23 protein-coding genes are annotated in these 26,297 nt (G+C 64.2%); 13 read left to right on the plus strand and 10 right to left on the minus strand.

Annotation, left to right across the window (positions count from 1 at the left end; genetic code table 11):
- The first annotated feature begins 3 nt into the window (after window positions 1-3).
- The gene (gene rng / locus GGD40_RS07355) at window positions 4-1,473 is read left to right on the plus strand and encodes a ribonuclease G (protein WP_035551889.1); all 1,470 of its coding nucleotides are present in this window, start codon (window positions 4-6) and stop codon (window positions 1,471-1,473) included.
- A 34-nt stretch (window positions 1,474-1,507) separates the two neighbouring features.
- Here rng and GGD40_RS07360 read toward each other — a convergent pair whose 3' ends face one another.
- The gene (locus GGD40_RS07360; RefSeq protein ID WP_179743239.1) at window positions 1,508-2,530 is read right to left on the minus strand and encodes an SGNH/GDSL hydrolase family protein; all 1,023 of its coding nucleotides are present in this window, start codon (window positions 2,528-2,530) and stop codon (window positions 1,508-1,510) included.
- A gap of 230 nt (window positions 2,531-2,760) precedes the next feature.
- Between GGD40_RS07360 and GGD40_RS07365 the strand changes: the two genes are divergently transcribed.
- The 4 genes from GGD40_RS07365 to GGD40_RS07380 all read left to right on the plus strand — a co-directional run bounded on the left by GGD40_RS07365 (window position 2,761) and on the right by GGD40_RS07380 (window position 7,484).
- Window positions 2,761-3,186: a CopG family transcriptional regulator gene (locus tag GGD40_RS07365; RefSeq protein WP_179705945.1), complete on the plus strand. Its 426-nt coding sequence runs from the start codon at window positions 2,761-2,763 to the stop codon at window positions 3,184-3,186.
- A 96-nt stretch (window positions 3,187-3,282) separates the two neighbouring features.
- Entirely contained in the window at window positions 3,283-4,497 is a 1,215-nt protein-coding gene (locus GGD40_RS07370; RefSeq protein ID WP_179743240.1) for an extracellular catalytic domain type 1 short-chain-length polyhydroxyalkanoate depolymerase, read from the plus strand.
- Between the two features lie 130 nt (window positions 4,498-4,627).
- Window positions 4,628-7,036: an ATP-binding protein gene (locus tag GGD40_RS07375; protein ID WP_179743241.1), complete on the plus strand. Its 2,409-nt coding sequence runs from the start codon at window positions 4,628-4,630 to the stop codon at window positions 7,034-7,036.
- A 10-nt stretch (window positions 7,037-7,046) separates the two neighbouring features.
- Window positions 7,047-7,484, plus strand: coding sequence for a response regulator (locus GGD40_RS07380; RefSeq protein ID WP_179708798.1), 438 nt, complete (start codon window positions 7,047-7,049; stop codon window positions 7,482-7,484).
- A 73-nt stretch (window positions 7,485-7,557) separates the two neighbouring features.
- Here GGD40_RS07380 and GGD40_RS07385 read toward each other — a convergent pair whose 3' ends face one another.
- From GGD40_RS07385 to GGD40_RS07395, 3 genes are all read right to left on the minus strand, one after another.
- Complete coding sequence (locus GGD40_RS07385; RefSeq protein ID WP_179743242.1) at window positions 7,558-9,231, minus strand: sensor histidine kinase; 1,674 nt, start codon at window positions 9,229-9,231, stop codon at window positions 7,558-7,560.
- A 20-nt stretch (window positions 9,232-9,251) separates the two neighbouring features.
- The gene (locus GGD40_RS07390) at window positions 9,252-9,920 is read right to left on the minus strand and encodes a biliverdin-producing heme oxygenase (protein ID WP_179743243.1); all 669 of its coding nucleotides are present in this window, start codon (window positions 9,918-9,920) and stop codon (window positions 9,252-9,254) included.
- Window positions 9,921-10,114: 194 nt separating this feature from the next.
- The gene (locus tag GGD40_RS07395) at window positions 10,115-10,924 is read right to left on the minus strand and encodes a mechanosensitive ion channel family protein (RefSeq protein WP_179705953.1); all 810 of its coding nucleotides are present in this window, start codon (window positions 10,922-10,924) and stop codon (window positions 10,115-10,117) included.
- A gap of 130 nt (window positions 10,925-11,054) precedes the next feature.
- Between GGD40_RS07395 and GGD40_RS07400 the strand changes: the two genes are divergently transcribed.
- Entirely contained in the window at window positions 11,055-11,270 is a 216-nt protein-coding gene (locus GGD40_RS07400; RefSeq protein WP_179743244.1) for a hypervirulence associated TUDOR domain-containing protein, read from the plus strand.
- 23 nt (window positions 11,271-11,293) lie between these two features.
- Here the strand turns inward: GGD40_RS07400 and GGD40_RS07405 are convergent, their stop codons facing one another.
- Window positions 11,294-13,006: a putative bifunctional diguanylate cyclase/phosphodiesterase gene (locus GGD40_RS07405; RefSeq protein ID WP_179743245.1), complete on the minus strand. Its 1,713-nt coding sequence runs from the start codon at window positions 13,004-13,006 to the stop codon at window positions 11,294-11,296.
- A gap of 452 nt (window positions 13,007-13,458) precedes the next feature.
- Here GGD40_RS07405 and GGD40_RS07410 point away from each other — a divergent pair, with 452 nt between their 5' ends.
- The gene (locus GGD40_RS07410; protein ID WP_179743246.1) at window positions 13,459-14,379 is read left to right on the plus strand and encodes a LysR family transcriptional regulator; all 921 of its coding nucleotides are present in this window, start codon (window positions 13,459-13,461) and stop codon (window positions 14,377-14,379) included.
- A 215-nt stretch (window positions 14,380-14,594) separates the two neighbouring features.
- On the opposite strand, the gene GGD40_RS07415 is transcribed toward GGD40_RS07410, so the two are convergent.
- The 5 genes from GGD40_RS07415 to GGD40_RS07435 all read right to left on the minus strand — a co-directional run bounded on the left by GGD40_RS07415 (window position 14,595) and on the right by GGD40_RS07435 (window position 18,295).
- Window positions 14,595-15,779: an NAD(P)/FAD-dependent oxidoreductase gene (locus tag GGD40_RS07415; protein WP_179743247.1), complete on the minus strand. Its 1,185-nt coding sequence runs from the start codon at window positions 15,777-15,779 to the stop codon at window positions 14,595-14,597.
- Window positions 15,776-15,943 carry a rubredoxin gene (locus GGD40_RS07420; RefSeq protein WP_074284961.1) on the minus strand — a complete coding sequence of 56 codons (168 nt, stop codon included), beginning with the start codon at window positions 15,941-15,943 and terminating at the stop codon, window positions 15,776-15,778. The genes GGD40_RS07415 and GGD40_RS07420 overlap by 4 nt, the downstream gene beginning before the upstream one ends.
- A 27-nt stretch (window positions 15,944-15,970) precedes the next feature.
- Window positions 15,971-17,065, minus strand: coding sequence for an aromatic ring-hydroxylating dioxygenase subunit alpha (locus tag GGD40_RS07425; RefSeq protein ID WP_179743248.1), 1,095 nt, complete (start codon window positions 17,063-17,065; stop codon window positions 15,971-15,973).
- Between the two features lie 161 nt (window positions 17,066-17,226).
- Window positions 17,227-17,727: a GAF domain-containing protein gene (locus GGD40_RS07430; RefSeq protein ID WP_179705965.1), complete on the minus strand. Its 501-nt coding sequence runs from the start codon at window positions 17,725-17,727 to the stop codon at window positions 17,227-17,229.
- Window positions 17,728-17,869: 142 nt separating this feature from the next.
- Window positions 17,870-18,295 (minus strand): TOBE domain-containing protein, encoded by a 426-nt coding sequence (locus tag GGD40_RS07435; RefSeq protein WP_179743249.1) that lies wholly within the window; start codon window positions 18,293-18,295, stop codon window positions 17,870-17,872.
- A gap of 212 nt (window positions 18,296-18,507) precedes the next feature.
- Between GGD40_RS07435 and GGD40_RS07440 the strand changes: the two genes are divergently transcribed.
- From GGD40_RS07440 to GGD40_RS07465, 6 genes are all read left to right on the plus strand, one after another.
- Window positions 18,508-20,253 carry an SH3 domain-containing protein gene (locus tag GGD40_RS07440; RefSeq protein WP_179743250.1) on the plus strand — a complete coding sequence of 582 codons (1,746 nt, stop codon included), beginning with the start codon at window positions 18,508-18,510 and terminating at the stop codon, window positions 20,251-20,253.
- 157 nt (window positions 20,254-20,410) lie between these two features.
- Window positions 20,411-20,878, plus strand: coding sequence for a VOC family protein (locus GGD40_RS07445; protein ID WP_179743251.1), 468 nt, complete (start codon window positions 20,411-20,413; stop codon window positions 20,876-20,878).
- Between the two features lie 614 nt (window positions 20,879-21,492).
- The gene (locus GGD40_RS07450; protein WP_244146936.1) at window positions 21,493-21,978 is read left to right on the plus strand and encodes a Csu type fimbrial protein; all 486 of its coding nucleotides are present in this window, start codon (window positions 21,493-21,495) and stop codon (window positions 21,976-21,978) included.
- A gap of 17 nt (window positions 21,979-21,995) precedes the next feature.
- Complete coding sequence (locus GGD40_RS07455) at window positions 21,996-22,730, plus strand: fimbrial biogenesis chaperone (RefSeq protein WP_179744896.1); 735 nt, start codon at window positions 21,996-21,998, stop codon at window positions 22,728-22,730.
- A 119-nt stretch (window positions 22,731-22,849) separates the two neighbouring features.
- Complete coding sequence (locus GGD40_RS07460; RefSeq protein ID WP_257030370.1) at window positions 22,850-25,333, plus strand: fimbria/pilus outer membrane usher protein; 2,484 nt, start codon at window positions 22,850-22,852, stop codon at window positions 25,331-25,333.
- Window positions 25,330-26,286, plus strand: a complete 957-nt coding sequence (locus tag GGD40_RS07465; protein ID WP_179743252.1) for a Csu type fimbrial protein — start codon at window positions 25,330-25,332, stop codon at window positions 26,284-26,286. The genes GGD40_RS07460 and GGD40_RS07465 overlap by 4 nt, the downstream gene beginning before the upstream one ends.
- The last annotated feature ends 11 nt before the right edge of the window (window positions 26,287-26,297 follow it).

A 26,297-nucleotide genomic window follows, 5' to 3' on the forward strand; every position in this document is an offset into this window, starting at 1 on the left:
ACCATGAATGAAGAAATCCTGATCAATGTCACGCCGCAGGAAACGCGCGTCGCGCTAGTCCAGCAAGGCGCCGTCCAGGAACTTCACGTCGAACGAACGCTGTCGCGCGGCCGCGTCGGCAACGTCTATCTCGGCAAGGTTGTCCGTGTGTTGCCGGGCATGCAATCCGCCTTCATCGACATCGGTCTCGAACGCGCCGCGTTTCTACACGTCGCCGATATCTGGCATCCGCGCATTGCCGGCGAGCCGCAACATCAGGCGCCGCATCAGCCGATCGAAAAGATCGTCTTCGAAGGGCAGACGCTAATGGTGCAGGTCGTGAAGGATCCGATCGGCACCAAGGGCGCGCGGCTCTCCACGCAAGTGAGCATTGCCGGGCGCACGCTCGTGTATCTGCCGCAGGAGCCGCATATCGGCATCTCGCAGAAGATCGAGAGCGAGGCCGAACGTGAAGCGGTGCGCGCGCGTTTAACCGCCGTGCTGCCCGCCGATGAAAAAGGCGGCTACATCGTTCGCACCATCGCGGAAGACGCGACCAGTGAAGAACTCGCCGGCGACGTCTCCTATCTGCGCAAGACGTGGGCAACCATCATCTCGCAGGGTCAGCGCATGCCGCCGACCAGCCTGCTGTATCAGGATCTGAATCTCGCGCAACGCGTGCTGCGCGATTTCGTCAACGACGACAGCTCGCGCATTCAGGTCGACTCGCGTGAAACGTATCAGATGCTCGCCGACTTTGCCGCGGAATTCACGCCGGCGGTGTCGTCGAAACTGCATCACTACACCGGCGAGCGGCCGCTCTTCGATCTGTACAACATCGAGGCGGAGATTCAGCGCGCATTGTCGCGCCGCGTGGATCTGAAGTCGGGCGGCTATCTGGTAATCGACCAGACCGAAGCGATGACCACGATCGACGTGAACACCGGCGGCTACGTCGGCGCGCGCAACTTCGACGATACGATCTTCAAGACCAATCTCGAAGCCGCGCATACCATCGCGCGGCAGTTGCGCTTACGCAATCTTGGCGGCGTGATCATCATCGACTTCATCGACATGGAGAACGTCGAGCATCGCGATCAGGTGCTGGGCGAGTTGAAGAAGGCGTTGTCGCGCGATCGCACGCGTGTGACCGTGAATGGTTTCTCGCAGCTTGGGCTGGTGGAAATGACGCGCAAGCGCACGCGCGAATCGTTGGCGCATGTGCTGTGCGAACCGTGTCCGGTTTGCCAGGGCAAGGGGCAGGTCAAGACGCCGCGTACGGTGTGCTACGACGTGCTGCGCGAGATTCTGCGCGAGTCGCGGCAGTTCAATCCGCGCGAGTTTCGCGTGGTGGCGTCGCAGCAGGTGATCGATCTGTTCCTCGAGGAAGAGTCGCAACATCTGGCCATGCTGATCGACTTCATCGGCAAGCCGGTGTCGTTGCAGGTGGAGTCGAATCTGAGTCAGGAGCAGTACGACATTGTGTTGATGTAGGCAGCGCGCCACGCGCCGCCCACCGCTTCGCTCGTTAATGCCCCAACCCGCTCGCTGCGATCTGCTGCTCCACGTACTGCGCGAATAGCGCATGCACATGCGTCGTCGGATGCAGGTCGTCGGCGAACATGTACGTCTGATCGGCATTGGCCGTCGTGTAAGTAGCCGGCGAGCACAGCAAGGATGTGTCGTCGGGCGTCTTCGACGGATCGCAGGCCATGGCGGTGTTCGACACCGTGAAGCCGTAGCTCTGAAAGTTCGCGATGATCCCGTTCAGCCAGGTATAAGCGTCGACCGAGATCACCTTGCCTTGCAGCCCATTGGCTTGCAACGCCGTGGTGAGGTCGCTGTTGAAGAGCTGCGACAACTGGGTCAGGTTAGCGCCGCCGTCAGGCTGGGCGAGCCCTTTGGGCGACAGTCCGATATTCGGCAGGTTGACCACCACCACGTGCGTCGCGCCATTCCCCACGATCTCTCCAACGATCTGCGCGAGCGCCGCAGCTGCCGTCTGCACGACCGGTGCGGCGCTCGGCAGCGTGCCCGCGCGCAGCACGTCGTTCGCGCCGGCCCATACGAGCACCAACTGGTTCGCATTGAAGCTCGTGTGGGCGCTCAGATAGCTCCCAACCTGCTGATTGACCGGCATCTCGACGTTGCCGATCACAGCGGTCAGGAAGTCGTACTGATCGGCCGGCGTCGCCACCGTCGAGCCGCCTTGCGCGTAGCCCAAGCCACTCTGCGGACTCAGTTCATGCGTGAGGTTGATCGTGAATGCCGCGGTCAGCGTGTTGCCGTAGTACTGCGCAACATTCTGAGTCCACACCTGCCCGGGATTGGTCGTGAAGCGTCCGCCGCCCACCGCACTCGCGACCGGCGCATAGGTGCCGACATCCGAAAGACTGTCGCCAAACGACACCACCTGCAACGTGACGCCACCCGCCGGCGGCGTCGTGCTGCTGCCGCTCGAACCGCCACCGCTCCCGCCCCCGCAGCCGGTCAGAAAGAAAATCGCGCTGGTAAAAATTGCAGCGCATAGCGTTTGCTGAAATCCTTTCATGTCGACTCCCTGCTGATCGGTCGGGCTGATGCGAGTATGCGCACGGCGCGGCGTATCGGCTGCCGCACATTGCACTGACTAGAGTTCGCTAGTTGGAGCAAGAAGCATGCGCCGACATGGGCGGACTCAATGCACCCCGATTTTTCTCGTTGACCTCGGCCAGCCGACAGGCGTATAACCATCCCATTGGATGGTAATGGGATTCCAATCGGATTCCAAACGGAGTATGAATGCCTAAGCTCAACCTCGTCGATACCTCGCGCCCGAAAGGCGGCGAGACCGAAAAGATCACCATCAATCTCGGCCCGGTCGACCTCGGACAGATCGATCTGCTGGTCGAAGAAGGCTTTTATTCGAACCGCACCGACCTGATTCGCACGGCGATCCGCAATCAGCTCGCGGTGCATGCGCAGGTCGTCACGGAAACCGTGACGCGCCGCGCGATGGTGCTTGGCCTGCAGCATTTTTCGCGGCGCGATCTCGAAGCCGCGCAGGCCGCGCATGAGCAATTCGACATTCACGTGCTCGGCCTCGCCAGCATCGCCGCCGATGTCCCGCCGGAACTCGCGGCAGCCACGATCGCGTCCGTGGTGGTGCTCGGTGCGTTTCACGCGTCGCCCGCGGTCAAGGCGGCGCTCGCGGGCCGCATCAGCTAGGCGAGCTTTTCGATAGATAGATTGATTGCATGGCGTAGCCAGCGGCGCTCGTCCCGAGCCTCGCTCACGCCTCAACGCAGGCCAACGCAAACCATCATGAAAGTGAACGACGATTTTTTGAAGTCGATGAAAGAAGCCTTCGACCTGTTGCGCACGAAAGGCCCCAAGGAAGCCACCGCCGCCGTTCAACGAGCGCTCGCGGGCGGCAAAGGCCATGACAGCGGACACGGCAGCGGACACAGTGGCGGCGACAGTGGCGGCAACGCCAGCAACAGCGCACAACAGGCGCAGGCCGGACAACCCAACTCCACGCCCCCCAACACGCAACCGAACATGCCCCGCAGCCCAGGCGAATGGACCCAGGCGTGGAGCAACGCCTACGCTCAAACTCAAGCGCACCCAACTCCCCACTCCCAAGCCGACACCACGATCGACGCCGACGCGCCCGGCGTCTTCAGCACGCACACGTTCAGCAATCACGCGGGCCAACGCGGCTACAAGCTGTACGTGCCGGCGGTCTATAACGGCGCCCCTCTGCCGCTGATCGTCATGCTGCACGGCTGCACGCAGAACGCCGACGACTTCGCCGCCGGCACACGCATGAACGAACTGGCGGAGCGTCGCGGCTTCCTCGTCGTCTATCCGAATCAATCGCAGGCGGCGAATCATTCGACGTGCTGGAACTGGTTCAAGCCGGAGGATCAGCAGCGCGATCAGGGCGAACCGTCGCTGATCGCCGGCATCACGCGCGAGGTGATGGCGCGCTATCGCGTGGATCCGGCGCGAGTGTATGTCGCGGGTCTGTCAGCAGGCGGTGCGATGGCGGACATCATGCTGACCACGTCGCCCGATCTGTACGCCGCCGCCGGTGTGCATTCGGGTCTGGCCTACGGCAGCGCGAAGGGCCTGCCCTCAGCGCTCGCCGCAATGAAAGGCGGCATCAGCGGGCAACGTCACCGCACTCACGCCGCGCCGCAACGTCCGCTGATCGTGTTTCATGGCGATGCGGATCAGGCCGTGCATCCGTCGAATGGGATCGCACTCGTCGCGCCGTTCGATGCGAGCGCCACGGATATCACCGCAAGTACTGTCTCCGCCGCTCAATCAGACACCACCCGCGCGACCCACGCACAGCGTCGCTATACCGTGCAGCGCCGGCTCGCCGCGAACGGCGTCGAAGCGGAGTACTGGACGATTCATGGCGCGGGCCATGCGTGGTCCGGCGGCAGTCCGCGCGGCACGTACACGGACCCGTCGGGCCCCGACGCCGCCGCGGAAATGGTGCGATTCTTCCTCGCTCATCCACGGTAACGGTGAGTGGCAGCGTTAAGCGGTGGCGATAAGAAGCAACGATAACGACAACACCAAACGCCGCGCGCCGCCGCCAGCGCCGCACCACACCCGCTATGCGAAAATGCCCTATACCGTTCGTGGAGCCCGCATGGCAGACCTCACATCTTCCGTGTCTTCGAGCCTTGAAGACAACTGCGCAAGAGAACCCATCCACATTCCCGGCGGCATCCAGCCGCACGGCTTTCTGTTCAGCCTCGCCGCCGATGGCACCGTGCTGCAGGTCAGCGCGAATATCGCCGCCATCACCGGCATGCCGCCCGAGCGCGCCCTCGGCGCACCGGCCGCACAGCTCGTCGGCGACGCATGGGCCGCGCGCATTGTCGAAGCGTTAGGCACGCATCAGGAAGACGGCCTTCCGCTTTATCTCGGCTCCATGAGCGACCCGCGCGCGCGCCGCGCCGGCACGCAGCCTTCGCACGGAGCCGACACGCCAGACATGCCAGACACGCCGTTCGCGGTGATCGTGCATCGTCATCAGGACATTGCGATCGTCGAACTGGAACCGGCGCGCGGCACGCTCGACGTGTTCTCGTCGATGTACCCGCTGGTGCGCACGTTCATCAACCGTCTGCAAGAGGTGGACAGCGTCGACGGCCTCGCGCAGTTGGCCGCCGACGAGGTGCAGCGCATCACCGGCTTCGGCCGCACGCTGGTCTACAACTTCGACGAAGCCGGCAGCGGGCACGTGATCGCCGAACATCTCGAACCGGGCTACGCGTCCTATCTCGGCCAACGCTTCCCCGGCTCCGACATTCCCGCACAAGCGCGTGCGCTTTATGTGCGCAACCGCATCCGTCTGATCGCCGACGCCGACTATCAGGCCGCGCCGCTCGTGCCGCCGTTGCATCCATCGACGGGTCGGCCCACCGATCTCACCTACGCGTCGCTGCGCAGCGTCTCGCCGGTCCACGTGCAGTACATGAAGAACATGGGCACGCTGTCGTCGATGTCGATGTCGATCGTGGTGCGCGGCAAACTGTGGGGACTGATCTCCTGCCACCACGACAGCGCGCGGGTGCCGCCGTTCGAAGTGCGCAGCGCGTGCGAGCACATCGCGCAGGTGCTGTCGCTGCAAATCGAAGCGAAAGAAGCCCACGCCGAATCCGAATATCGCCTCGCACTGCGCCGCACGCTCGCGCGCTCGCTCGCCGCGATGGCCAACACGGACAGCTTCGCCGACGCGCTCGTCAACGCACCCAAAGATCTGCTCGGGCTGACCGCGTCGGACGGCGCGGCGATCATCTTCGACGGACGCATTCTGCTGGTCGGCGCCACGCCGCCCGAAGCGGCCGTGGCCAGGCTCGTCGAATGGCTCGACACCCAGGTCGACGACACTTTCGCCACCGACTCGCTCGCCACCGCATGCCCGGTTCTGCCGGCTCATCCGGACTACGCCGGCCTGCTCGCCGTCTCGATCTCGAAGCTGTTTCGCAACTACGTGCTGTGGTTTCGCGAGGAGGTCGTGCAGACCATCCAGTGGGCCGGCGACCCGCGCGCGAAACTGGCCGGGCTCGCCGATTCGCTGTCGCCGCGCAAGAGCTTCGACGTCTGGACCGACACGGTGCGGGGCCATTCGCTCGCGTGGCGTCCTGCCGAACTCGAAATCGCGCTCGAATTCCGCACCGCGCTGCTCGGTATCGTGCTGCGCCGCGCCGAGGAACTCGCGCAACTGGCGCTCGAACTCGGGCGCGCGAACAAGGAGCTCGAAGGGTTTTCATACACGGTGTCGCACGATCTGCGCGCACCGTTGCGGCATATCGTCGGCTTCGCCGATCTGCTGCGCGATATGGAGAGCGAGCGCCTGTCCGAACGCGGCCGGCATTTCGTCGAGCGGATCCTGTCGTCGGCGCGCTTCGGCGGCAAACTGGTCGACGATCTGCTTGCCTTCTCGCAGATGGGCCGCGCGGCGCTGCGTGCGCAATCGGTCGAGCTGACGCAGATGGTCAACGCGCTGATCGCCGACGAAGCGAAAGAGGCCGCGCCACGCGAGATCGCCTGGCATGTCGGCCGACTCGGCCACGTCACCGCCGACGCGGTTTTACTGCACGTGGTGCTCCGAAACCTGATTGAGAACGCGGTAAAATTCACGTCCACCTGCGAGCATGCCGTGATCGAAATCGGCCGTTATCCGGGCGAAGCGGAACTCGCCGGTCAAGACGTTTTCTTCGTCAAAGATAACGGTGTCGGCTTCGATATGCGCTACGTCGACAAACTCTTCGGCGTGTTTCAACGGCTGCATCGCGTCGAAGAATTTCCCGGTACGGGCATTGGGCTTGCTGGTGTCAAACGCATCGTCGAACGGCACGGTGGAAAAACGTGGGCCGTCGGCGAAATCGGTCAGGGCGCGGCACTGTATTTCTCGCTGCCGCAGGTGTTCATTGCCGACGCCAGCCAGGGCGAGGAGTCCGCGGCGGCGGCGGTGGCGCGGCTGACCGCGTTGTCGCCGGGCAAGCGCTTCCGCCCGGTGCCGAAGGAGTCGAAAGATGAACCGAAATGAAGGAAACAGCGTGCTACGACCGATCCTGCTAGTAGAAGACAATCCGAACGACGTTGAACTCACGCTGATCGCGCTGGAGAAAACGCGCCTCGCCAATCCGGTCGTGTCGTTGCGCGATGGTGCGGAAGCGCTGCAATATTTGCGCCGTGAAGGGCAATGGGCGGATCGGTCGGAAGAAAATCCGGCGGTGATTCTGCTCGACAAGAAACTGCCGAAGATCGACGGTCACGAAGTGTTGAAGGCCGTGCGCGGTGACGATAATCTGAAGCGGATTCCGGTGGTGATGCTGACGTCGTCGCGTGAGGAAAGCGACCTGCTGCGCAGCTACGATCTCGGCGTGAATGCCTACGTGGTGAAACCGGTCGCGTTCGACGACTTCATGGCCGCGATCAACGACCTCGGCATGTTCTGGGCGGTGCTGAACGAACCGCCGCCGTATCCTCGTTAAGCGCGTTTGTGCGGTTGCGTGGTTAAGGGGTTGAGCACCGCACGCTGAGCGCGCCGCGGTTTGCGCGCACCGCTCAGCGGTACACCGGCAGTCTGACCCGGAACGTCGCGCCCTGCCCCAACCCCGGACTCTCGGCCACGATCGTGCCGCCGTGCAGATCCACGAGATTCTTCACCAGCCACAATCCCAGACCCAAACCCGCCACACGTCCGGAGCCTTCCGGACTGAACTGCTGGAAGCGCTCGAAAATCCGCTCCAGCGATTCCCCATCCAGACCCAAACCCGTATCGCGCACCGCCAGTTCGACGCGCTCGCCTTCGGCTCGCACCGACAGCGTGACGCTCCCCTTCGGGCAGAACTTCACCGCGTTCGACACGAGATTCCAGACCACCTGCTTCATGCGACTTTCGTCGGCGAGCACCATCGCGGACGTGAGGTCGTCCGCGATCAGTTGCAGGCCCTTGGCTTCGGCATGCATGCGCATGTCTTCGGCGATGATGCCGGCCAGCGCGCCGAGGTCGACCGGCTGCAGATTGACCGACAGTTTGCCCGTCACGATCGCGCCGCTGTCGAGCAGATCGTCGACCATGTGCGAGAGCTGGCGCGCGTTGCGTCGGATGACGTCGGTAGCGCGCGTGACATGCGACGGGTCCGCCGCGCGCTGCAGCAGATCGGTCCACGACAGAATCGCGGACAGCGGCGAGCGCAGTTCGTGGCTGACGGTGGTGACGAAATGGTCCATAGCCATCGCGAGACGTTCGCTATGTTCGCGCGCGCGTTTCTCCGACGCGGCGATTTCCCGCTGCTCCAGTTCCACTTCCTTGCGCGCGGTGATGTCGAGCGTGAAGCCGATCACCGAACTCAGCGTGTTGTCGGGCGAAAACCGGCCGACGCCGCGCACCAGAATCCAGCGGATCTCTCCGCTCGCCCAGCCGACCCGGTAGTCGACGTCGAAATGCTCGTGGCTGGCGAGACCCTGATGCATCGCCTCGCGCACGCGATCACGGTCGTCGGGATGCACGATCTCTTCGAGCAGGCGCTGTTCGGTGAGCTCCGAAGTCGCCCCTAAACCGAGGTTGCTCTTGCACTGATCGGTGCATTCGATCAGGCCGGTCGCGGGGTCGAGTTCCCATGCGCCGAGTTGCGAAAACGCGAGCGCCAGATGAAAGCGCTCCTGGTGTTCGCGCAACTGGGCCTTGGCTTCGTCGGCGAGAAGGAGACGCAATTGCGCCTGTGAGCGCAGCTTGGCGCGCTCGCGCTGGTCGCGCTCGTAGTCGGACACGCCCTCCGTAACTTCGCTGACGCGCAGCGCAATCTGGCCGCCCTGCCCGCCTGGTCCATTGCGCGCGCCCAGCAGGCTCGCCTTGATCTTCCAGTAACGCGGCACATCGTGCGGCGCATCGCTGCCGCTGTCCTTGCCGTTGTCGCCGCGACGCGACTCCGGCATCTCATAGCGAAGCAGCGGCGACCATTTCGCTTCGGCCGCCGACAAGTCGCGCAGCGCGCTACCTAGCCAGGCACGGCGCGCTTCGCGCTGTTCCACGGGACCGAACTGGTTGACGTCGAAAATCGATTGACCCAGCAAGTCGCTCAACGACTGTCCCATCAACGCGAGATAGCGCGCATTGGCCAGCACGATCTCGTAACGATGATTGAGGATCAGATAAGCATCTGGCAACGACTCGAACGCGCTCGCCGCGTCGAACCGATGCGAAGGATGGGAGGGATTCTGGTGACGGCTATCCATAGGCGTATTCCGGGCGCGCTTCAATCGACGTTCGCGCAGGCCGCCGACGTGGGGCATTGCGCGAGTTCGATCAGACGGTCGAACGCATCGGCCGCGCCGCGGCACGCTTCGTCGATCGTGGCTGGCGTGTGGACGTCGGCCGACAGCGCGCGGATAAAGGCCTGCCAGCGTGCGCCAAGCGTCTCGCGGCCGACGGCGAGGTAACCGAGCGGATGCGGCGCGAGGCGGTCTTTCAGGCGCGCGTATAACACCGCGCCGCCGAGCTGCGATCCTTCGATCACGTAGCAGACACCCCAACGATAAGCGGCGCTTTGCGTGCCACGCCATGCCTGCATGCGAACCGGCACCGTCACGTTAATGCGTTCGTCTTGCCCGCGAGCCGCTACGTGCGCGAGATCCGCGTCGATCAACGCAAGACGGTCGATGCGCGCAGGCAACGTAGACGCTTGCGGCCCGTCGTCGAAATGGTCGAGCCAGGCTTCGAGCGGTTTGAGCCAGTTGCGCAGTATCGCCAGATGCGCAAGATAATCGCGCAGCGCCACGCTCTCCACCGACAACGGCATGATCACGTGCAGCAGTTCATGACGCTCCGCGGTGGCGGCACGCAATGCGCCGAGCGCGACGTCTTTATCCGGCGACACGCGGTTGACGGATTCTGGTGTGTCGATCAAACGAGTCCGCTTCAACATGATTGAGTAGCGAGTGATTATAGGGGGACGTGCGCGCACGCGCGATAGGCCATTTGCACGGGGTGCTTTGCATGCGGCAGCGCGAGATCGCGGGCCAATTGCGGGCCAACTGTCGCGCGAAATCGCTCGTGTAGAGCCTGCACACCGCGCGCGAAACAGCATGCCGATCACGCGCGAACCAACCACACCGAACGTCAAGCCGCGACCGGGCAACCGGCCTGTTCGAGTGCGCTTTGCGCATGGTCGTGCAGGTCGTCGCTGGTCAACGACGCATCCGGCGAGCGCACCCACGCGGCAATGCGCAGCGTCGCGCCGCCGCTGTCCGGATAGTCGGCCACCGTGATGACCGGCGCGAGCGTCGAGCCGCCCAGCACGCGCGGTTCGTCGGCGACGAGTTTCTTCAATTCGCCGATCGCCGCGTCGACGTCCTTGCGCTCGGCAAGACCCACTTCGACCTCGATGCGTTGCGTGCCGCCGCTGCTGTAGTTGATCACCGGATTGCTCCAGATCTGGCTATTCGGCACGAACACCGCGTTGCCGTCGCCGCGTTCAATCCGCGTGGTGAACAGTCCCACTTCCCGCACGATGCCGGCCGCGGCGCCGCTACCTTCGATCACGTCGCCGACGCGAAACGGCCGCAACATCAGCAGCATCATGCCGGCCGCGATGTTCTGCAGCGTGCCCTGCAACGCGAGGCCGATCGCGAGGCCGGCCGCGCCGAGCACCGCGAGCACGCTGGCGGTCGCGATGCCGACTTCGCCGAGCGCCGCGATGAACACGAGCACACGCACGGCCCAGGTGCTCATGGCGGCCAGCATCGGCGCGAGCGTCGGGTCCGCATGGGTACGCGCGAGCGCACGGGCAAACATGTTGCCGGCGCGATTGGACAGCCACCAGCCGACCACGAGGATCAACACGGCGAGGACGATATGAAGGGCGTCGTGCGTCATCGTGACGAGCAGCGACGGCTGGAAATGCAATAGACGGGCAAGGAGATCGTTCATGGGTCGTCGTTCCGTTGCGATAGGGTTCACCCGGTGCAACCAAGCAGGATACGTTCCCGCCCTTTACAAAACGGTTGAGGCGGCACACGGCTTGCTCGACGGCTAGCGGTCTACGGCCGGGAGCGCACTCATGACCCAACAGTTGAAATTACATGACCGTGTCAGTTGGAACACGCCGCAAGGGCTCACGCACGGCAAGATCGTCCGTGTCATTTCTACCCACACGAGCGTGGACGGTAGAACCGTCGATGCGTCAGCGTCCGACCCGCATTACGAAGTGGAGAGCGACAAGAGCGGCAAGCATGCCGTGCATCGCGGCGAGGCGTTGCAGCGATTCAAGGAGTAACGAAGGAATACAGCGCAGACGCTTCAAACAGCGCCCAACGGCTTCAACAGATTGCACAACGCGGCGACCGTGATAGGCCGTGAAAACCAGAAGCCTTGCGCTTCATCGCAACCCAGCGCTTCGAGTTGCGCGGCCTGCTCCGCGGTCTCGACGCCTTCGGCCGTCACGCGCAGTTTGAGCGCATGCGCCATCGCGATGATGGCGCCGACCAGCGCCTCGCACTGCGGATCGGTGTTCATGCGCATGACAAACGAGCGATCGATCTTGAGGCGGTTCAGCGGAAAACGCGTCAGATACGCGAGACTCGAATAGCCGGTGCCGAAGTCGTCGAGCGCCACTTCCACGCCCAGCTCACGCAGTGAATGCAGCGTCTGCAAGGCCAGTTCGGTGTCGCCGAGCAGCACGCCTTCGGTGATCTCGACTTCGAGGTACGACGGATCGAGCGCAGCGTCTTCAAGCGCGCTGCGTATCGTCTCGAACAGGTTCTGCCGCTGGAACTGTTGCGGCGACACATTGACGGCGACTCGCGGCAGATTGCCGGTCAGGCGCAGCAGCTTGCCGGCGTCGCGGCACGCGGTGCGAATCACCCATTCGCCGATCGTTTCGATCAGGCCTGCTTCTTCCGCGACCGGCACGAATTCGACCGGGCTGATCAGCCCACGCTGCGGATGGTTCCAGCGCAGCAGCGTTTCGACCTGCGCGATGCGGCCGTTCGACAGCGTGACCTGCGGCTGATACACCAGATGCAGTTGCTGCCGTTCAAGCGCTTCGCGCAGCATCCGCTCCAGTTCGAAACGGCGCGCGGCCTGCCCTTCGAGCGCGGTGGAAAACCGCCGCACCGCATTGCCATGCACCGCCGACGCCGCCGACAACGCCACACCCGCGCGACGCATCAGCGTAGGCGCATCGGCTCCGTCGGCCGGATACGCGACGATGCCGATGCTCGCGGTAATGTTCAGCGCGGTGCCGCCGCAATCGATCGATTCGGCGATGCGGCCGAGCGCTTCGGTAGCGAACGTTTCGGCTGCCGCGCCGCTTTCGTTGATCAGCAACGCGAACTGCGTGCCGCTAATCGACGCGATCGTGCCGTCGTTGGGAAAGAGCCCGCGCAATCGCTCGCCGACAATCTGCAACACGAGTTCGGCCGCATGCAGGCCGAGCGCGTCGCGCAGTTTGCGCAGATGATCGAGTTCGGCGATCACCACGCTGAAACCGTTGCCGTTGCGCGCACAGCGCTCGATCATCATGTCGAGGCGTTCGGTGAAAAGCGTCTGGTTCGGCAGGCGGGTCACGCCGTCGTGATGCGCGACGTACCAGAGGCGTGCTTCGGACAATGCGTAGCGCGTCATGTCGATCACGATGCCGACGTAGCGGGCCGGCTCGCCGACGAGCACCGTGCCGGTCTGCGCCGAGTCCGTGACCAGTGGCGCCAGCGCCAGCACCACGCGAATCGTCGTACCATTGCGCCGCACACTGGTCCACTCGCCTTCGTAGCGAGCGCCGATCGCTGCCAGCGGTGGCAATTCGGCGCGGCGCTTCGCGAGTTCGGCGGGATCCAACAGAGATTCGAACGACCGCGTGCCGAGCAGCTCGTCGGCGGCGAATCCGGTCAGCTTTTCGAAAGCGGCGTTGACGGCGTCGAACGTGCCGTCCGCGGTGCAGATGAACATGCCGTAGGGCGCCGACGCGAGCGCGGCGTCGCGCGTGTGCGCATCGGCATAGAGGTGATGTTGCATCGCGCCGGCCTTTGAATTTCCCAGGTGGTAAAAGCGAACAAGCAATCGCGAACAAGCGTGTCCGCTGGCCAACCGTGCGTATGATAACGGCTTTCCCGCCGCGCTCCCCTCGCGCCCGACGCGGATTCTTCACGCCAATCGTTTCCCTCCGTGTAATCCCCGATTCGCACGCCGCGCCGGCTGTCGTTCGCCTGTCGGTCGGCTGTCGTTCAGCCGCAGTTCGGCGGCCGTTCATTGGCGAATCGCGCACCTCATACCGCACCGGCTATGGCCAGGATATTCCGTGCGTCATAAGTCAATGCGCATCGGCGTTTCACCGCGTTGCACAGGGTGTCGCCGGATTGACGACCGTTATATCCGTGGATATATTTTGCTCGCACTTTCCCCGATACAAAGCGCCGTTCCGCCGCATCGATCCGCACGGATCCGCACGTCACCGAGTCCCGCATTTCATGTCCAAGGAAGTCATCGACTCGCACCTGCTCAAGGTGCTGCACACGCTACTGACCGAGTCGAGCGTGTCGCGCACCGCGACCTTGCTCGGACAATCGCAGCCCACCGTCAGCGTGGCGCTGCGCAAACTGCGCGACATGACGGGCGATCCGCTGCTGGTGCGCAGCGGCAGCCGGATGGTGCCGACGCCGCACGCGCTGACGCTGATCGAACCCGCCGCACAGGCATTGAGCCATATCGCGGCGATCCTGCATCCCACCACGTCGTTCAATCCGTCCAACACCAGCCAGACTTTTCGAATCGGCTCGCCCGATTATCTCGACGCGTTCTTCGTGCCCGCCGTGGTCGACGCGTTCCATCGCGAAGCGCCGCACGCCAAGCTCGAATTCCGGCATCTGATGATGGTGGACGGCGGTTATGAACACGGCCTGGAAAGCGGTTTTCTCGATCTGGTGATCGGCAACTGGCGCACGCCGCCCGAGCATCTGCATCTGCAACCGCTGTGCAAGGACGAACTGGTGTGCCTGCTGCGCAATGGTCATCCGATCAAACCGGGACGGCTCAACAAAGCGATCTACGAAGAAGCCGAGCATCTGGCGGTGACGACCTACAACACGACCGCATGGGGCACGGTGGATATCGAACTCGCGCGCAACGGTTTGTCGCGCACGGTCACGACGACGCTGCCGTACTTCGGCATGGCGCCTTACGTGCTCGCACGTTCCAATCTGCTGTTCACCACCACGCGTGCGTTGGCCACGCACTACACGAAGCTGCTGCCGCTGCGCATCGAACCGGTGCCCGGCGAACTGCGCGCGCTGACCTACTATCAACTGTGGCACGACCGCACGCATCGCAGCGTGGCCGCGATCTGGCTGCGCAGGTTGATCGCCAACGTCGCGAAAGATCTGGCTTCCTGATAAAAATTCACGGCAACTTCTCGCCGACTCCGCACGCAAGCGCAAGATAAAAAAACGCCGCAAGCAGAGCTTGCGGCGCGAACGGGATCAACGGATGCTTTTCAGGTGACAGGCCCTGTAGAACACCAGGCGATCACGAAGTGAGGTCGGTCAGAAGGAAGATTGTTATCGCGTGCTGCGTTAAGAGTTACGAGTTAAGCGTTAAAGATTAGGCGTTACGGGTTCGGCGGCGGCGCCATCGCTTTGATCAGCGCCGCTTTGCCCTCGACGGACTTGCCGAGCAGCGCGAAGCCCAACGTGCGTTCGCCATCCACCTGCGTGCATACCGCACGCGCCGCATGCACCGCTGTGTCGTCGCCGGTTTCGATCGACCACGCGCCCTCGCCTTCGGGCGTGACGACCACCGCGGGACTCGCCGGCGTCTTCACCGTGATCGGCATCACCGGGAACGCCACGCGCGTCGGCTCGCCGGCCAGCGTGCGTGCCAGCGCCCGCGCCGCGTGCATGATCGGCAGCACATACGGCTGCACTTTGCCGTCGATCGCCGCGCAATCGCCGAGCGCATAGATATCCGGCGCGCTCGTGCGGCACCAGGCATCGGTGCGAATCCCCTGCTCGATCTCGAGCCCGGCCGCCGCGGCCAGCGCCGTGCGTGGCGCAAGCCCGATCGCCGAGACCACGAGGTCGGCGTCGATCCGCTCGCCGTCGGCGAAACTCAGGCGATAACCGTCCGACAGACGATCGATACGGCTCACGCTCCGCCCCGGATGAAAGCGAATGCCGCCCCCTTCAAGCGCGCGCGCGAAAATCTCGCCCACCTGCAGCGGCAACAGACGCGCCAACGGCGTGGTCGCCGGATCGATCAGATCGACCGCGTAACCGGCGGCGACCAGATCGTTGGCGAACTCGCAGCCGATCAAACCCGCGCCGAGAATCGCCACCGAACGGCAGCGCGTGAGCGCCAACCTGAAGCGCGCGTAATCGTCGAGATCGTTGATCGACAACACGTCGTCCGCGCCGTCGCCGCCTACCAGCAAACGACGCGGATCGGCGCCCGTGGCCAGCACGAGCTGGCGATAGCTGACCAGTGCGCTATCCACCACCAGCGTGTGCTCGGCCGGCATGATGCGCTCGACGTTCTGATGCACGCGAATCCACGCGCCCAGTTGCGAGGCCATCGCCATGGCGTCGAAACTCGCCAGCGCTTGCGGCTCTTTCTTCATTGCCAGCGCATTCGACAACATCGGCTTCGAATAGAAGCTGCCGTCGTCGCGACTGATCATCACGATCGGCACGGTGCTGTCGAGCTTGCGCAGTTCGCGCGCCACCGTATAGCCCGCCATGCCGGTGCCGACGATCACCACCGGCGCCGCGCCATTCTCCTGCTGCGTGGCCGTCATGCGATCACCTGCATGTCGAAATCGTGTTTGCCGGTCGCGCAGTCCGGACACAACCAGTCGTCCGGCACGTCTTCCCAGCGCGTGCCTGGCGCGATGCCCGCTTCGGGCAGACCCAGCGCTTCGTCATAGCGAAATCCGCAGATCACGCATTCCCATACTTTCATGACTTCTCTCCCGAATCGCCGCGCGCGTTAGCGCACATAAGCCTGGCCGAGACCGATCTCGGCCAATGCGCGCCGGTAAGCGCCCGACGAGCGGTCCGCCAGAATCGGCGCTTCTGCGGCGCGGTCGATCGGCAAGTCTTCCGGACGTTGCTGCTCGACGATCGCGCGGTCTTCCTCGAACACCTGACGGTTGAATGCGTAGACGTCCTCGAGCGGCAGATCCTTGTCGAAGTTGCGCACGATCGGCACGAACAGACGCGTCTTGCGCGCCGACACCGGGCTCGCGGCATTCAGGATCGACAGACGGCCGTTCTCGGGAAACTGCACGGTCAGGCGCGCGAAGAACGGCACGTCTACTTCGAAAATGCGGTGCCACAGATAATCGTCGGGCGCACGATGTTGCATCGACTTCGGGAAGTTGCTGACGTTGCTCACATACTCCGCTTTCATGCCGCGTTCGCGTCGTTCGACGGAGTACTGCGGCACCACCGGGTTGTACCGGTCGGCGAAACTGTCGTGATGAATCCACGCGAAGTGCGCGACGTCGATAAAGCCTTCGGTCTGACGTCCCGCCGACGCGTTGATGTCGATCGAGGGCGGGAGGATCTGCTGGAAGTCCGGATCGTCCCAGTACGGGAACGCGGGCAGCGCTTCCGTGCCGCCGCCGAGCGACACCCACACGAGTCCATAGGCCTCCTGCGTCGCATAGGTGACCAGACGCAGGCGCTCAGGGATCGGGCCGTCCGTTTGCGACGGAATGTGATTGCACTTGCCATCGCTGCCGTACGCCAGGCCGTGGTACGGGCACACGATGTTGCCGTTATCGACCCAGCCCTGACTCAGCGGCGCGCCGCGATGCGGACAGATGTCGCGTGCGCTCACCAGTTGGCCGTTCGAGCGGAACACGACCAGCGGCTCATCGAGCAGCGTCACGCTGATGGGTTTGTCGGTGACGTCCGCGGCGAACGCGACCGGATGCCAGTAGCGGCTGAGAATCTCCCAGTCGTGGGCGTCGAACGTGCAATTGCGGGGTAACGCGGGGGAGCGCTGAAACGTCAGCGGCTGGGTGGTCGTAGCAGCAGCCGACGAGGAAGCGCTAGGGGTAGCGATGGCGGAACTCATGCGTGTCTCCAAAACCTGGTGGGGGTTCGTCGCGCCCATGTGAAGTCCTGAGCGCGTGGAGAGAACGATAGCGGGATGAGGTCCGTCGACCCATCCCCTGAGGTGCATCTAGTCTATGTACGAAAGCGCATAGGGTGTCCCCCTGCGCTATGTGCAAAACGTTACGCGGCGCGCGGCATCGCTGCTTCGATAAATACCGCGCAGAGCGCTTCCATGCCCTTCGCGTCTTCTTCGTCGAAGCGTGCGATCAGCGGGCTGTCCACGTCCCACACGCCGATCAGCGTGCCGTCCGGCGCGACCAGCGGCACGACGACTTCCGAATTCGATGCGGAGTCGCAGGCAATGTGACCGGGAAATTCATGCACGTCGCGCACCACTTGCGTCTGACGGGTTTGCGCGGCCGTACCGCACACGCCCTTGCCGAGCGGAATCCGCACGCACGCGGGCTTGCCCTGGAACGGACCGACGACGAGTTCCTGACCGTCGTGAAAGTAGAAACCGGCCCAGTTCAGATCGCTCAGCGAATGGAACACGAAGGCGGAAAAATTCGCGGCGTTGGCGATCCAGTCGGTTTCGCCGGCGAGCAGCGAACGCGCCTGCGCGACCAGTTCTTCGTAGTGCGCGGCTTTGGGCAGAGTAGAGGCGGAGGAAACTTCGAACATGACGGTGTCCGTGACGAAAGCGGAAAGAGGAACAGCAAGGCTGTGCAGTTTAATGCAAGCGGCTGTTTCGTTCTCGGGACGCCCTCTCCCCGCTCGCCCTCGTCAATCTCGGCCAGTCGCAAAACCGGCCGACACGCAGCGCTTACTGATCGACGCCGATGATCACGCTCGACGCCTTGAAGATCGCCGTGGCCGCTTTACCGTTCGCGAGCGCCAGACGATCGACGCTGTCATTGGTGATGATCGCGGCGATCTGCGCGCCGCCGGCGCTGATCGTCACTTCCGAATTCACCGCGCCCTTCGTCACCGCCGACACTGTCCCGGCGACGCAATTGCGCGCCGACACCTGGTTCTTCGCGACGTCGACCATCACGATCACCGACGACGCCTTGACCAGCGCGAACGCTTTTTTGCCGGCCGCGAGACCGAGTTTGGTCGCGCTGCCATGCGTGATGATCGCGACGATCTCGAGACCGTCCTGGGTCCGCAGCGTGACTTCGTCGTTGACGGCGCCGTGCTTGACTTCGGTGACGTCGCCGGTGAATTGATTGCGTGCGCTGGTTAGCATGTCGTTCTCCTGGTGGTGGGGCCGCGTACGTGAGCGTCGAGGCCCGATGTGAAGGTGATGCAGCCGTATTGCACGGTCTGAAACGCCATGAAAACACGAAAGCGCTATGTATGCTTTTTCACAACGCGGAGAGAACGCAACATATCGTTCACCTCGACCGTTTCGCCGACACCGTATCATCGTGCCCTTAGCCCTTTTCCCCGTCGAAGCTCATGCCTGTCGCCGTCACGTCCCGCCTTGCCCTCATTAGGTCGAACCACTGGTCGAACGCCTGCCGCGCCGCCGCGCTGTGTTCCGCGCTGACCGCGCTCATTGCGCTCGGCGCCTGCAGCAATCCATCGCAGTCCCACGACGCCCGTGTGCCGCTCGACACCATCACGCTGTTTCCGATCGCCCACTACGATCAGAACGTCGATCACTGGCTCGAACCGGACAGCCCCGACTACGACAAGCCGTTCCTGAGTGCCGCGGACCAGCAGGCGCAAGTCAAGGCGCTCTACGCGCGCTACTTCGGCACCGGCAGCGACGCGCCGTCACCGTGGAATTCGGCGTTCGTGGCGATGCGGGTTTATCGTCAGCAAGGCGCGGACATTGCCGCGTTGCAACAGCGCAGACTCGACAAGTTCGACAACACCGGCAAGAGCGGCGCGGCGCTCGGTTATGGCGAGAACTTCCGTCCGCACGACAAGGCGTGGATCGACGCGATCGCGCAAAACGAAAACGTCGCGCAGTTCACGCAGAACGCCGCGTATCGCGCCGAACAGCGCGCGATCGCCACGACCAATCTGATGGTGCGCGAATTGCCGACCATCGACCCCTCGTTCTATGACCATCGCCTGGCCGGCGAAGGCTATCCGTTCGACAACCTGCAGATCTCGGCGGTGCGGCCGGGCACGCCGCTTTATGTGCTGGGCAGCACGGTGGACGGCGCATGGCGCTACGTGCAGACGCCCGACGTGCAGGGCTGGGTGCGCAGCGACGGCGTCGGCATGACCGACGACCGCTTCGTCGATAGGTGGCGCGCCGCCACGGCGAAATCGCTGGGCGCGGTGATCGTCGCGTCGGCGCCGGTGCGCGACGACCGTGGCGTGTTCCGCTTCGACGCGCCGGCGGGCACGCTGCTGCCGCTGCTGCCGTTGCTGCCTCGAACGGCGGCATCGGCAAGTCCCGCGAAGCGGGCAGTGGCCAACACGGTTCCAGTGAAATCACGGGCTGCCGCAAACGCAGCCAATGCCGCAAGCCGCGCCTTGGAAACCGACGCCCTAGCAAACGCGCCAGACACCTCCGCACCGGTTAGCGCCAGCGCTTCCCGCCAGCTCCTCGTGCCCGCCCGCGATGCCGACGGTCAGGCGCTGATCCGCACCGCCACGCTGACCGATACGCAGATCGCAGCGACCCCGCTCGCCGCCACGCCGCGTCATCTGGCCATGCTGATGAAGACGCTGATCGGGCGGCCGTACGGCTGGGGCAATAGCGGGCTCTACAACGACTGTTCTTCGGAACTGCAGAGCATCTTCGCGACCTTCGGCGTGTGGCTGCCGCGCCATTCGTCGACGCAGATGAACGCCGGACGCATGGTCGATCTGTCGGCGTCCACGCCCGCGCAGCGGCTCGACTATCTCGCGCGGCACGGCGTGCCGTTGCGCACGCTGATCTACATCGGCGGGCATGTGATGCTGTACATCGGCAACACGACCCGCAATGGCGTCGCGGTGCCGGTGGTCTACCAGGACGTGTGGGGCCTGCGCCCTGCCGACGACAGCCGGCGCGCGGTGATCGGCGGCTCGGTGATATTGCCGCTGCTCGAACATATTCCGGAGGACGCGACGCTGCAGTCGCTGGCGGCAACGCCGACCTTCCAGGTCAGCATTCTCGGCGCGCCGGACGGTGCCGCATCGACACCGGGCGCCTCCGGCACGCCGGCCACGCCGCCGGACGAAGACAATCCGGCCGGCTGACGTGGGCGGCCGATGCGCCTGCCCACCGCACGCCCGTGCTGAAAATATTTTTCCCGGAGTGTCGATTCAACGGTCGTGCACTCGTCGTACTGTCGAAGGCCTCGCTCAGCGGGCCGGTCTTCCACTCACGAAGCCGTTCAACCAAGGAGTCGCCGTCATGTCCAGCACCGCTGTCAAACCGATCCCGGATGGGATGCATTCGCTGACCCCGTATCTGATCTGCGCCAACGCCGCGGACGCCATCGCGTTCTACGTGAAAGCCTTCAACGCCGTCGAACAGTTCCGTCTGCCCGGCCCCGGCGGCAAAGTGATGCACGCCTGCCTGAAGATCGGCGACTCCATGCTGATGCTCACCGACGAATGGCCCGAGCACAACACGCTCGGCCCGCTTGCGCTGAAAGGCACGCCGGTCATGATTCACCACTACGTGGAGGACGTCGACGCCAGTTTCAACCAGGCTGTCGAGGCCGGCGCGACCGTGCTCATGCCCGTCACCGACATGTTCTGGGGCGACCGTTACGGTCAGTTGAAGGACCCGTTCGGCCACGGCTGGTCGCTCGCCACCCACACCCAGGATCTGAGCCCGGAACAGATCCAGCAGAACATGGGCGATTGCATGAAGTAACGCGCGAGTACGCGGGTACAACAAATAGCGGCGCCAGGCCGACCCTCGGGTCGGCCTTTTCTTTGCCGGAAGAACCCGCATCGACCGGGCGATCGCAGCACTCACAGTGGCAATCATTTGCCCGAACGCCAATCGCGCATAGGCGGCCAATTAAATATCCGTTTTAATCAGACTCAATTCGATTCAAGCCAAATTGTTAATTACCTGATTCGCATAATTTCAAATCGTCGCTAACATCTTCAAATTGCCAGATGCAATTTGAATTCGGAAAAATACCACGCTTAGGTATTTTCCCCAGCCTCGCCACGCAGAAACAATTTCCGCCGGCACGCCCGCCCAGCCTATCAATTGCCATTGACACACCACTGACCCATTGCCTGAACCGCAAATTGTCACCTAAGCATTTGTATGGCAAAGAAAGTCTGGTGTAGACTCATTTTCAACAATTGGAATGACGTTTTTTTAAAGCGAACACTCAGCGGGGGAATTTCAACCACTCGCCCGCTATCCGGCGGCTTGAATTGAAATTGACCGCGCGATAAAACCGGTGTCCTGTCGGCCTGAGAGGTTTCATGATGAAACGAAAACTGCTGTCATCCAGCCTGATCGTCGCAATGATGTTCGGCTTACCTCTTCAGCTTGCGCGCGCCGCCGTCTATTCGAACGGCACCGCGACCAGTACCTTCACCGTCACGCTCACGCTCGCCGCCAACTGCTCGATCAGCGCGACCCCGCTTAACTTCGGCAGCAACGGCGTGCTCGCCACCGCGATCAACCAGCAGACCACCGTCGCGGTCACCTGCACCAACACCACGCCATACAACGTCGGGCTCGACGGTGGCACCGTCACCGGTTCGACCGTGACGAGCCGTCTGATGGCCGGCACCGCCACCGGCAACACCGGCACCACCGTCGGCTTCCAGTTGTATCAGGACGCCGGTCACACCACGCTGTGGGGCAACACGCAAGGCACCAACACGGTCAGCGGCACCGGCTCCGGCTCGTCGCAATCCATCACCGTCTACGGCCAGGTGCCGGCGCAAACCACTCCGAAACCTGACACGTATCAGACCACCATTACCGCCACGGTCTACTTTTGACGCGCGGCGCCTGGCGCCTGGGCGCGCCTCGCCGGCTCGTCGCGGGAAGCGCGTTCGCGTGGTGCTTGAGCGCGGCCGTCGCGCCGTTCGCGCAGGCGGCGACGCTGCAGATTTCGCCGGTCATGGTGGATATGTCGGCGGACGCCAACGCGAGCGGCATCACGCTGAAGAACCCCGGCGAGAAACCGCTGTTCGGCCAGGTGCGGGTGTTCCGCTGGGATCAGGCTAGCGGCGAAGACACGCTCACACCCACACAGGATCTCGTCGCCAGTCCGCCGCTGATCCAGATTGCCGGCCACGCCGATCAACTGGTGCGGCTGGTGCGCACGAATCCGGCGCCGTCGGCGGCTGAACAGGGGTATCGCGTGTTGATCGACGAGTTGCCCGAGCCCGACGCGGCGCCCACCAGCGGGGTGACGATCCGCCTGCGCTATTCGGTGCCGGTGTTCGTCGAACCGGCCGTCGACATCGGTCAGCCGAAGCTGTCGTGGCATCTGTCGCGCGGCACGCAAAGCTGGATGCTGCGGGTCGACAATGCCGGCCGCAAACGCGCGCAGATCGCCGCCGTGCAACTGATCGACAACGCCGGCAACGCCTACCCGATCAACAAAGGACTGCTCGGCTACGCGCTGGCCGGACGCGAACGGCACTGGCCGGTCGCGCTGCCTGACAACGTCGCGCAGAACGGCCCGCTGAAAGTGCGCGCCTCGGTCAACTCGCTGCCGGCCGAAGCCGCCGTGAAGCTCGACTAGGCAAGCGGCTGCGAGCTGCAATACACGGCCACGGCGCGACCCGGCGCACACGAGTCCGGCCACGAGCGCGCGCCGGCCGGAGGGAACCGACACGATGGACCGCCACGCAACCGATGAGAATGACACGACGGCGAATACGTCATGGATGGAAGCCGCATGCCGTCGCGCTCGCGGTCACGCTGTCTCTGCTCGGCGCCAGCCGGGCCGACGCACAGACGCCGCCGACGCTACGGCAATCGCAGCAACCGCAGCCGCCGCAAGCGCAGGCGCCTCAGCACGCGGCCACGCCCGGCGCCGCCGCACAGGCCACCCCGCCCGCCGCGGGCGCCGCGCCGGCGCGTGATCTGTATCTGGAAGTCATGCTCAACGGCCAACGCACTTCGTTGATCGCGCACTTTCGCGAAGTGGGCGGCCGCCTCAGCGCGACCGCGAGAGACCTGAGCGACATCGGCGTCGCCACGGACAAACTCGGCGCCGCCGACAGCGCGTCGCTCGAACTCGACCGCATTCCCGGCCTGCAGTACCAGTACGACGCCGCGAGCCAGAGCATCGACCTGCAGGTGCCCGACGCGATCCGCAAGCCGTACACATTCGACACCCGCGAACTCACGAAAACGCCGGACGCCGCGTCGTCGCGCGGCTTCCTGATCAACTACGACGCGTTCGCGCAAACCGACACCAACGCGCAACTCGCGCTCTGGAGTGAGGAGCGCTACTTCGATCCGAACGGCGTGGTGAGCAACACCGGCATTGCGTACCTGTACCGCGATCTGCATCGCTACGTGCGCTACGACACGTCGTGGAGCAAGTCGGACCCCGCCAAACTCACCACCACGCAAATCGGCGACACGATTTCTTCGTCGCTCGACTGGAGCCGCTCGATCCGCATCGGCGGCTTCCAGTGGCGCAGCAACTTCGCGCTGCGCCCCGATCTCGTGACGTTTCCGGTGCAGTCGCTGTCGGGCACGGCGGTGGTGCCGTCGGCGGTGGATCTGTACATCAACAACGTGCGGCAATACAGCGGCAACGTGCCGAGCGGACCGTTCATCGTCAACAACGTGCCGGGCATTACCGGCGCGGGTGAAGCGACCGTCATCACGCACGACGCGCTCGGCCGCACGATCTCGACCTCGCTGCCGCTCTATGTGGATACGCGCATGCTGGCAGCCGGTCTGTCGAGCTATTCGTTCGAAGCGGGTTTCCTGCGGCGCAACTACGGTATCGATTCGTTTTCCTACGATCCGCGGCCGGCCGCCAGCGCGACCGCGCGCCGCGGCATCAGCGATTCGCTCACACTCGAAGGTCACGCGGAAGCGACCGGCGGCCTCGTCAACGCGGGCGCCGGCGCGCTGGTGCGCATGGGCATGGTGGGGGTGATCAACGGTTCGGTGTCGGGCAGCGCCGGCAAGCTGAACGGCACGCAACTGGGTCTCGGCTATCAACTGATCGAGCCGCGCTTTTCGATCGACGCGCAGACCTTGCGCGCCTACGGCAACTACGGCGACCTCGCCGCCCGCGACGGCACGCCGGTGCCCACCACCACCGACCGGGTGACGCTCGCGCTGCCCCTCTTCAGCCGGCAGACGCTGTCGCTCAGCTACATCGGCTACCGGTATCCGGGCGTGTCGGCGTCGCGGATCGGTTCGCTGTCGTACACGCTGAGCTTCGGCAATCTGGCCTCGCTCACGTTCAGCACCTACAAGGATTTTCTGCAGCACGACGCACAAGGCGTGTTCCTGACCGCGAGCTTTGGTCTCGGCAACAACACGTCCATCAATGCGAGCGTGGGCCGCCAGAACGGCCAGTCGACCTACAACCTCAATGCGCAGCGGCCACCCGATTACGCCGGCGGCTGGGGCTGGGGCGTGCAGGCGGGCGGCACGGGCGCGGTGCCGTATCGTCAGGCGCAGGCGCAATACCTCGGCAAATACGGCGAAGTGACGGCGGTGGCGCAGGACATCGACCGGCATGCGGGCGCCTCGCTCGACATGACCGGCGCGATCGTGCTGATGGACCATACGATCCAGCCGGCGCGCCGCATCGACGACGGTTTCGCGCTGGTCTCCACCGACGGCGTCGCGGGCGTGCCGGTACTGCACGAAAACCGCGTGATCGGCACGACCGATCGCAGCGGTCATTTGCTGATTCCCGATCTGAATGCGTACCAGCACAACCAGGTCGCGATCGACAGCATGAACCTGCCCGCCGACGCGCGCATCGCGACCACCTCGATGGATCTGGTGCCGCAGTCCCATGCGGGCGTGCTGGCGACCTTCCGGGTGTCGCGTTACAGCGCGGCTTCGGTGATCCTGCGCGGCGCGGACGGCAAGCTGCTGCCGCCGGGCACGCGCGTGCATCACGTGGAAAGCGGCGGCGATACGATCGTCGGGTATGACGGGTTGACGTTTATCGAGCAACTGCAGCGCGACAATCATCTGGAGGTGGACGGCGTGAACGTGCATTGCAGTGTCGCGTTCACGTATGAGCGGCCCAGCAATGGCTCGCTGCCGACGATTGGGCCGTTGACGTGCGGGAAGGCGACGTCGAGTGCGGGGAAAGGCGGTGTGGGTGAGGTGGCGGCCAACCCCACGGCGGCGCGATGAAGCGGCTCTTTCTGCTCCTTGCACTGTGCGCCCTGCTCGGCTGCTTACCGCGCGCCGCGAGCGCGCAAACCTGCACGGCGAGTCCCTCCGCGCTGAGTTTCGGCAACGTCAGCCCGATCGCGCTGAGCGTCGTCAACGCGACCGGCAGCATTACGGTTCAGTGCACGTGGCCGGCAGTCACGTTGACGCCGAGCGTGCAGGTCTGCCTGAACATGGGCGGCACGACGCCGCGCTCCATGACGAGCGGCGCCAACCAGTTGCAATACAACCTGTATCAGGACGGCGGCTATTCGATTCCGTGGGGGTCGTCGGCACTCGGCACGACGCCGATCTCGCTGATCCTCAACAAACCCTTGACCGACGTCACCGCGTCGGCGACGGTCAATTTCTACGGCCAGGTCAGCAGCAACCAGCCGACCGTGCCGACCACGGGCAACGTCAGCACGGTGTATTCGCAACTGCTGAGTCAGACGTCGCTGAACTATGGCTTTTATCTGCTGATCGGGCCAACCTGCGCGTCGCTGACCACAAGCGGCGGCAGCTTCGCTTTCACGAGCAGCGCCACGGTGATCAACAACTGTCTGATCAGCGCGACCAACATCGCGTTCACATCCACAGGCGTATTGAGTTCGGCGCTGAGCGCGACGGGTGCAGTGACGGCGCGCTGCACCAATAACGACGCCTACCAGATCACGCTGAACGGCGGTTCGAGCGGCAACGTCGCGGCGCGCCAGATGCAGCGCTCGGGCGGCGGCGGCGCGGTGAATTACCAGCTTTATACCGATGCCGGCCACACACACGCATGGGGCGACGGCACGGGCAGCACGACGGTGGCCACCGGCACGGGCACCGGCAATCCGGTCGCGATTCAGGTCTACGGTCTGGTGCCGGCGCAGAGCACGCCGATGCCGGGGAGTTACAGCGACACGATTACCGCGACGATCAGTTTTTGAAGGTCGCGGGA

Origin of the sequence: Paraburkholderia bryophila (assembly GCF_013409255.1) — a bacterium.
GTDB lineage: Bacteria > Pseudomonadota > Gammaproteobacteria > Burkholderiales > Burkholderiaceae > Paraburkholderia.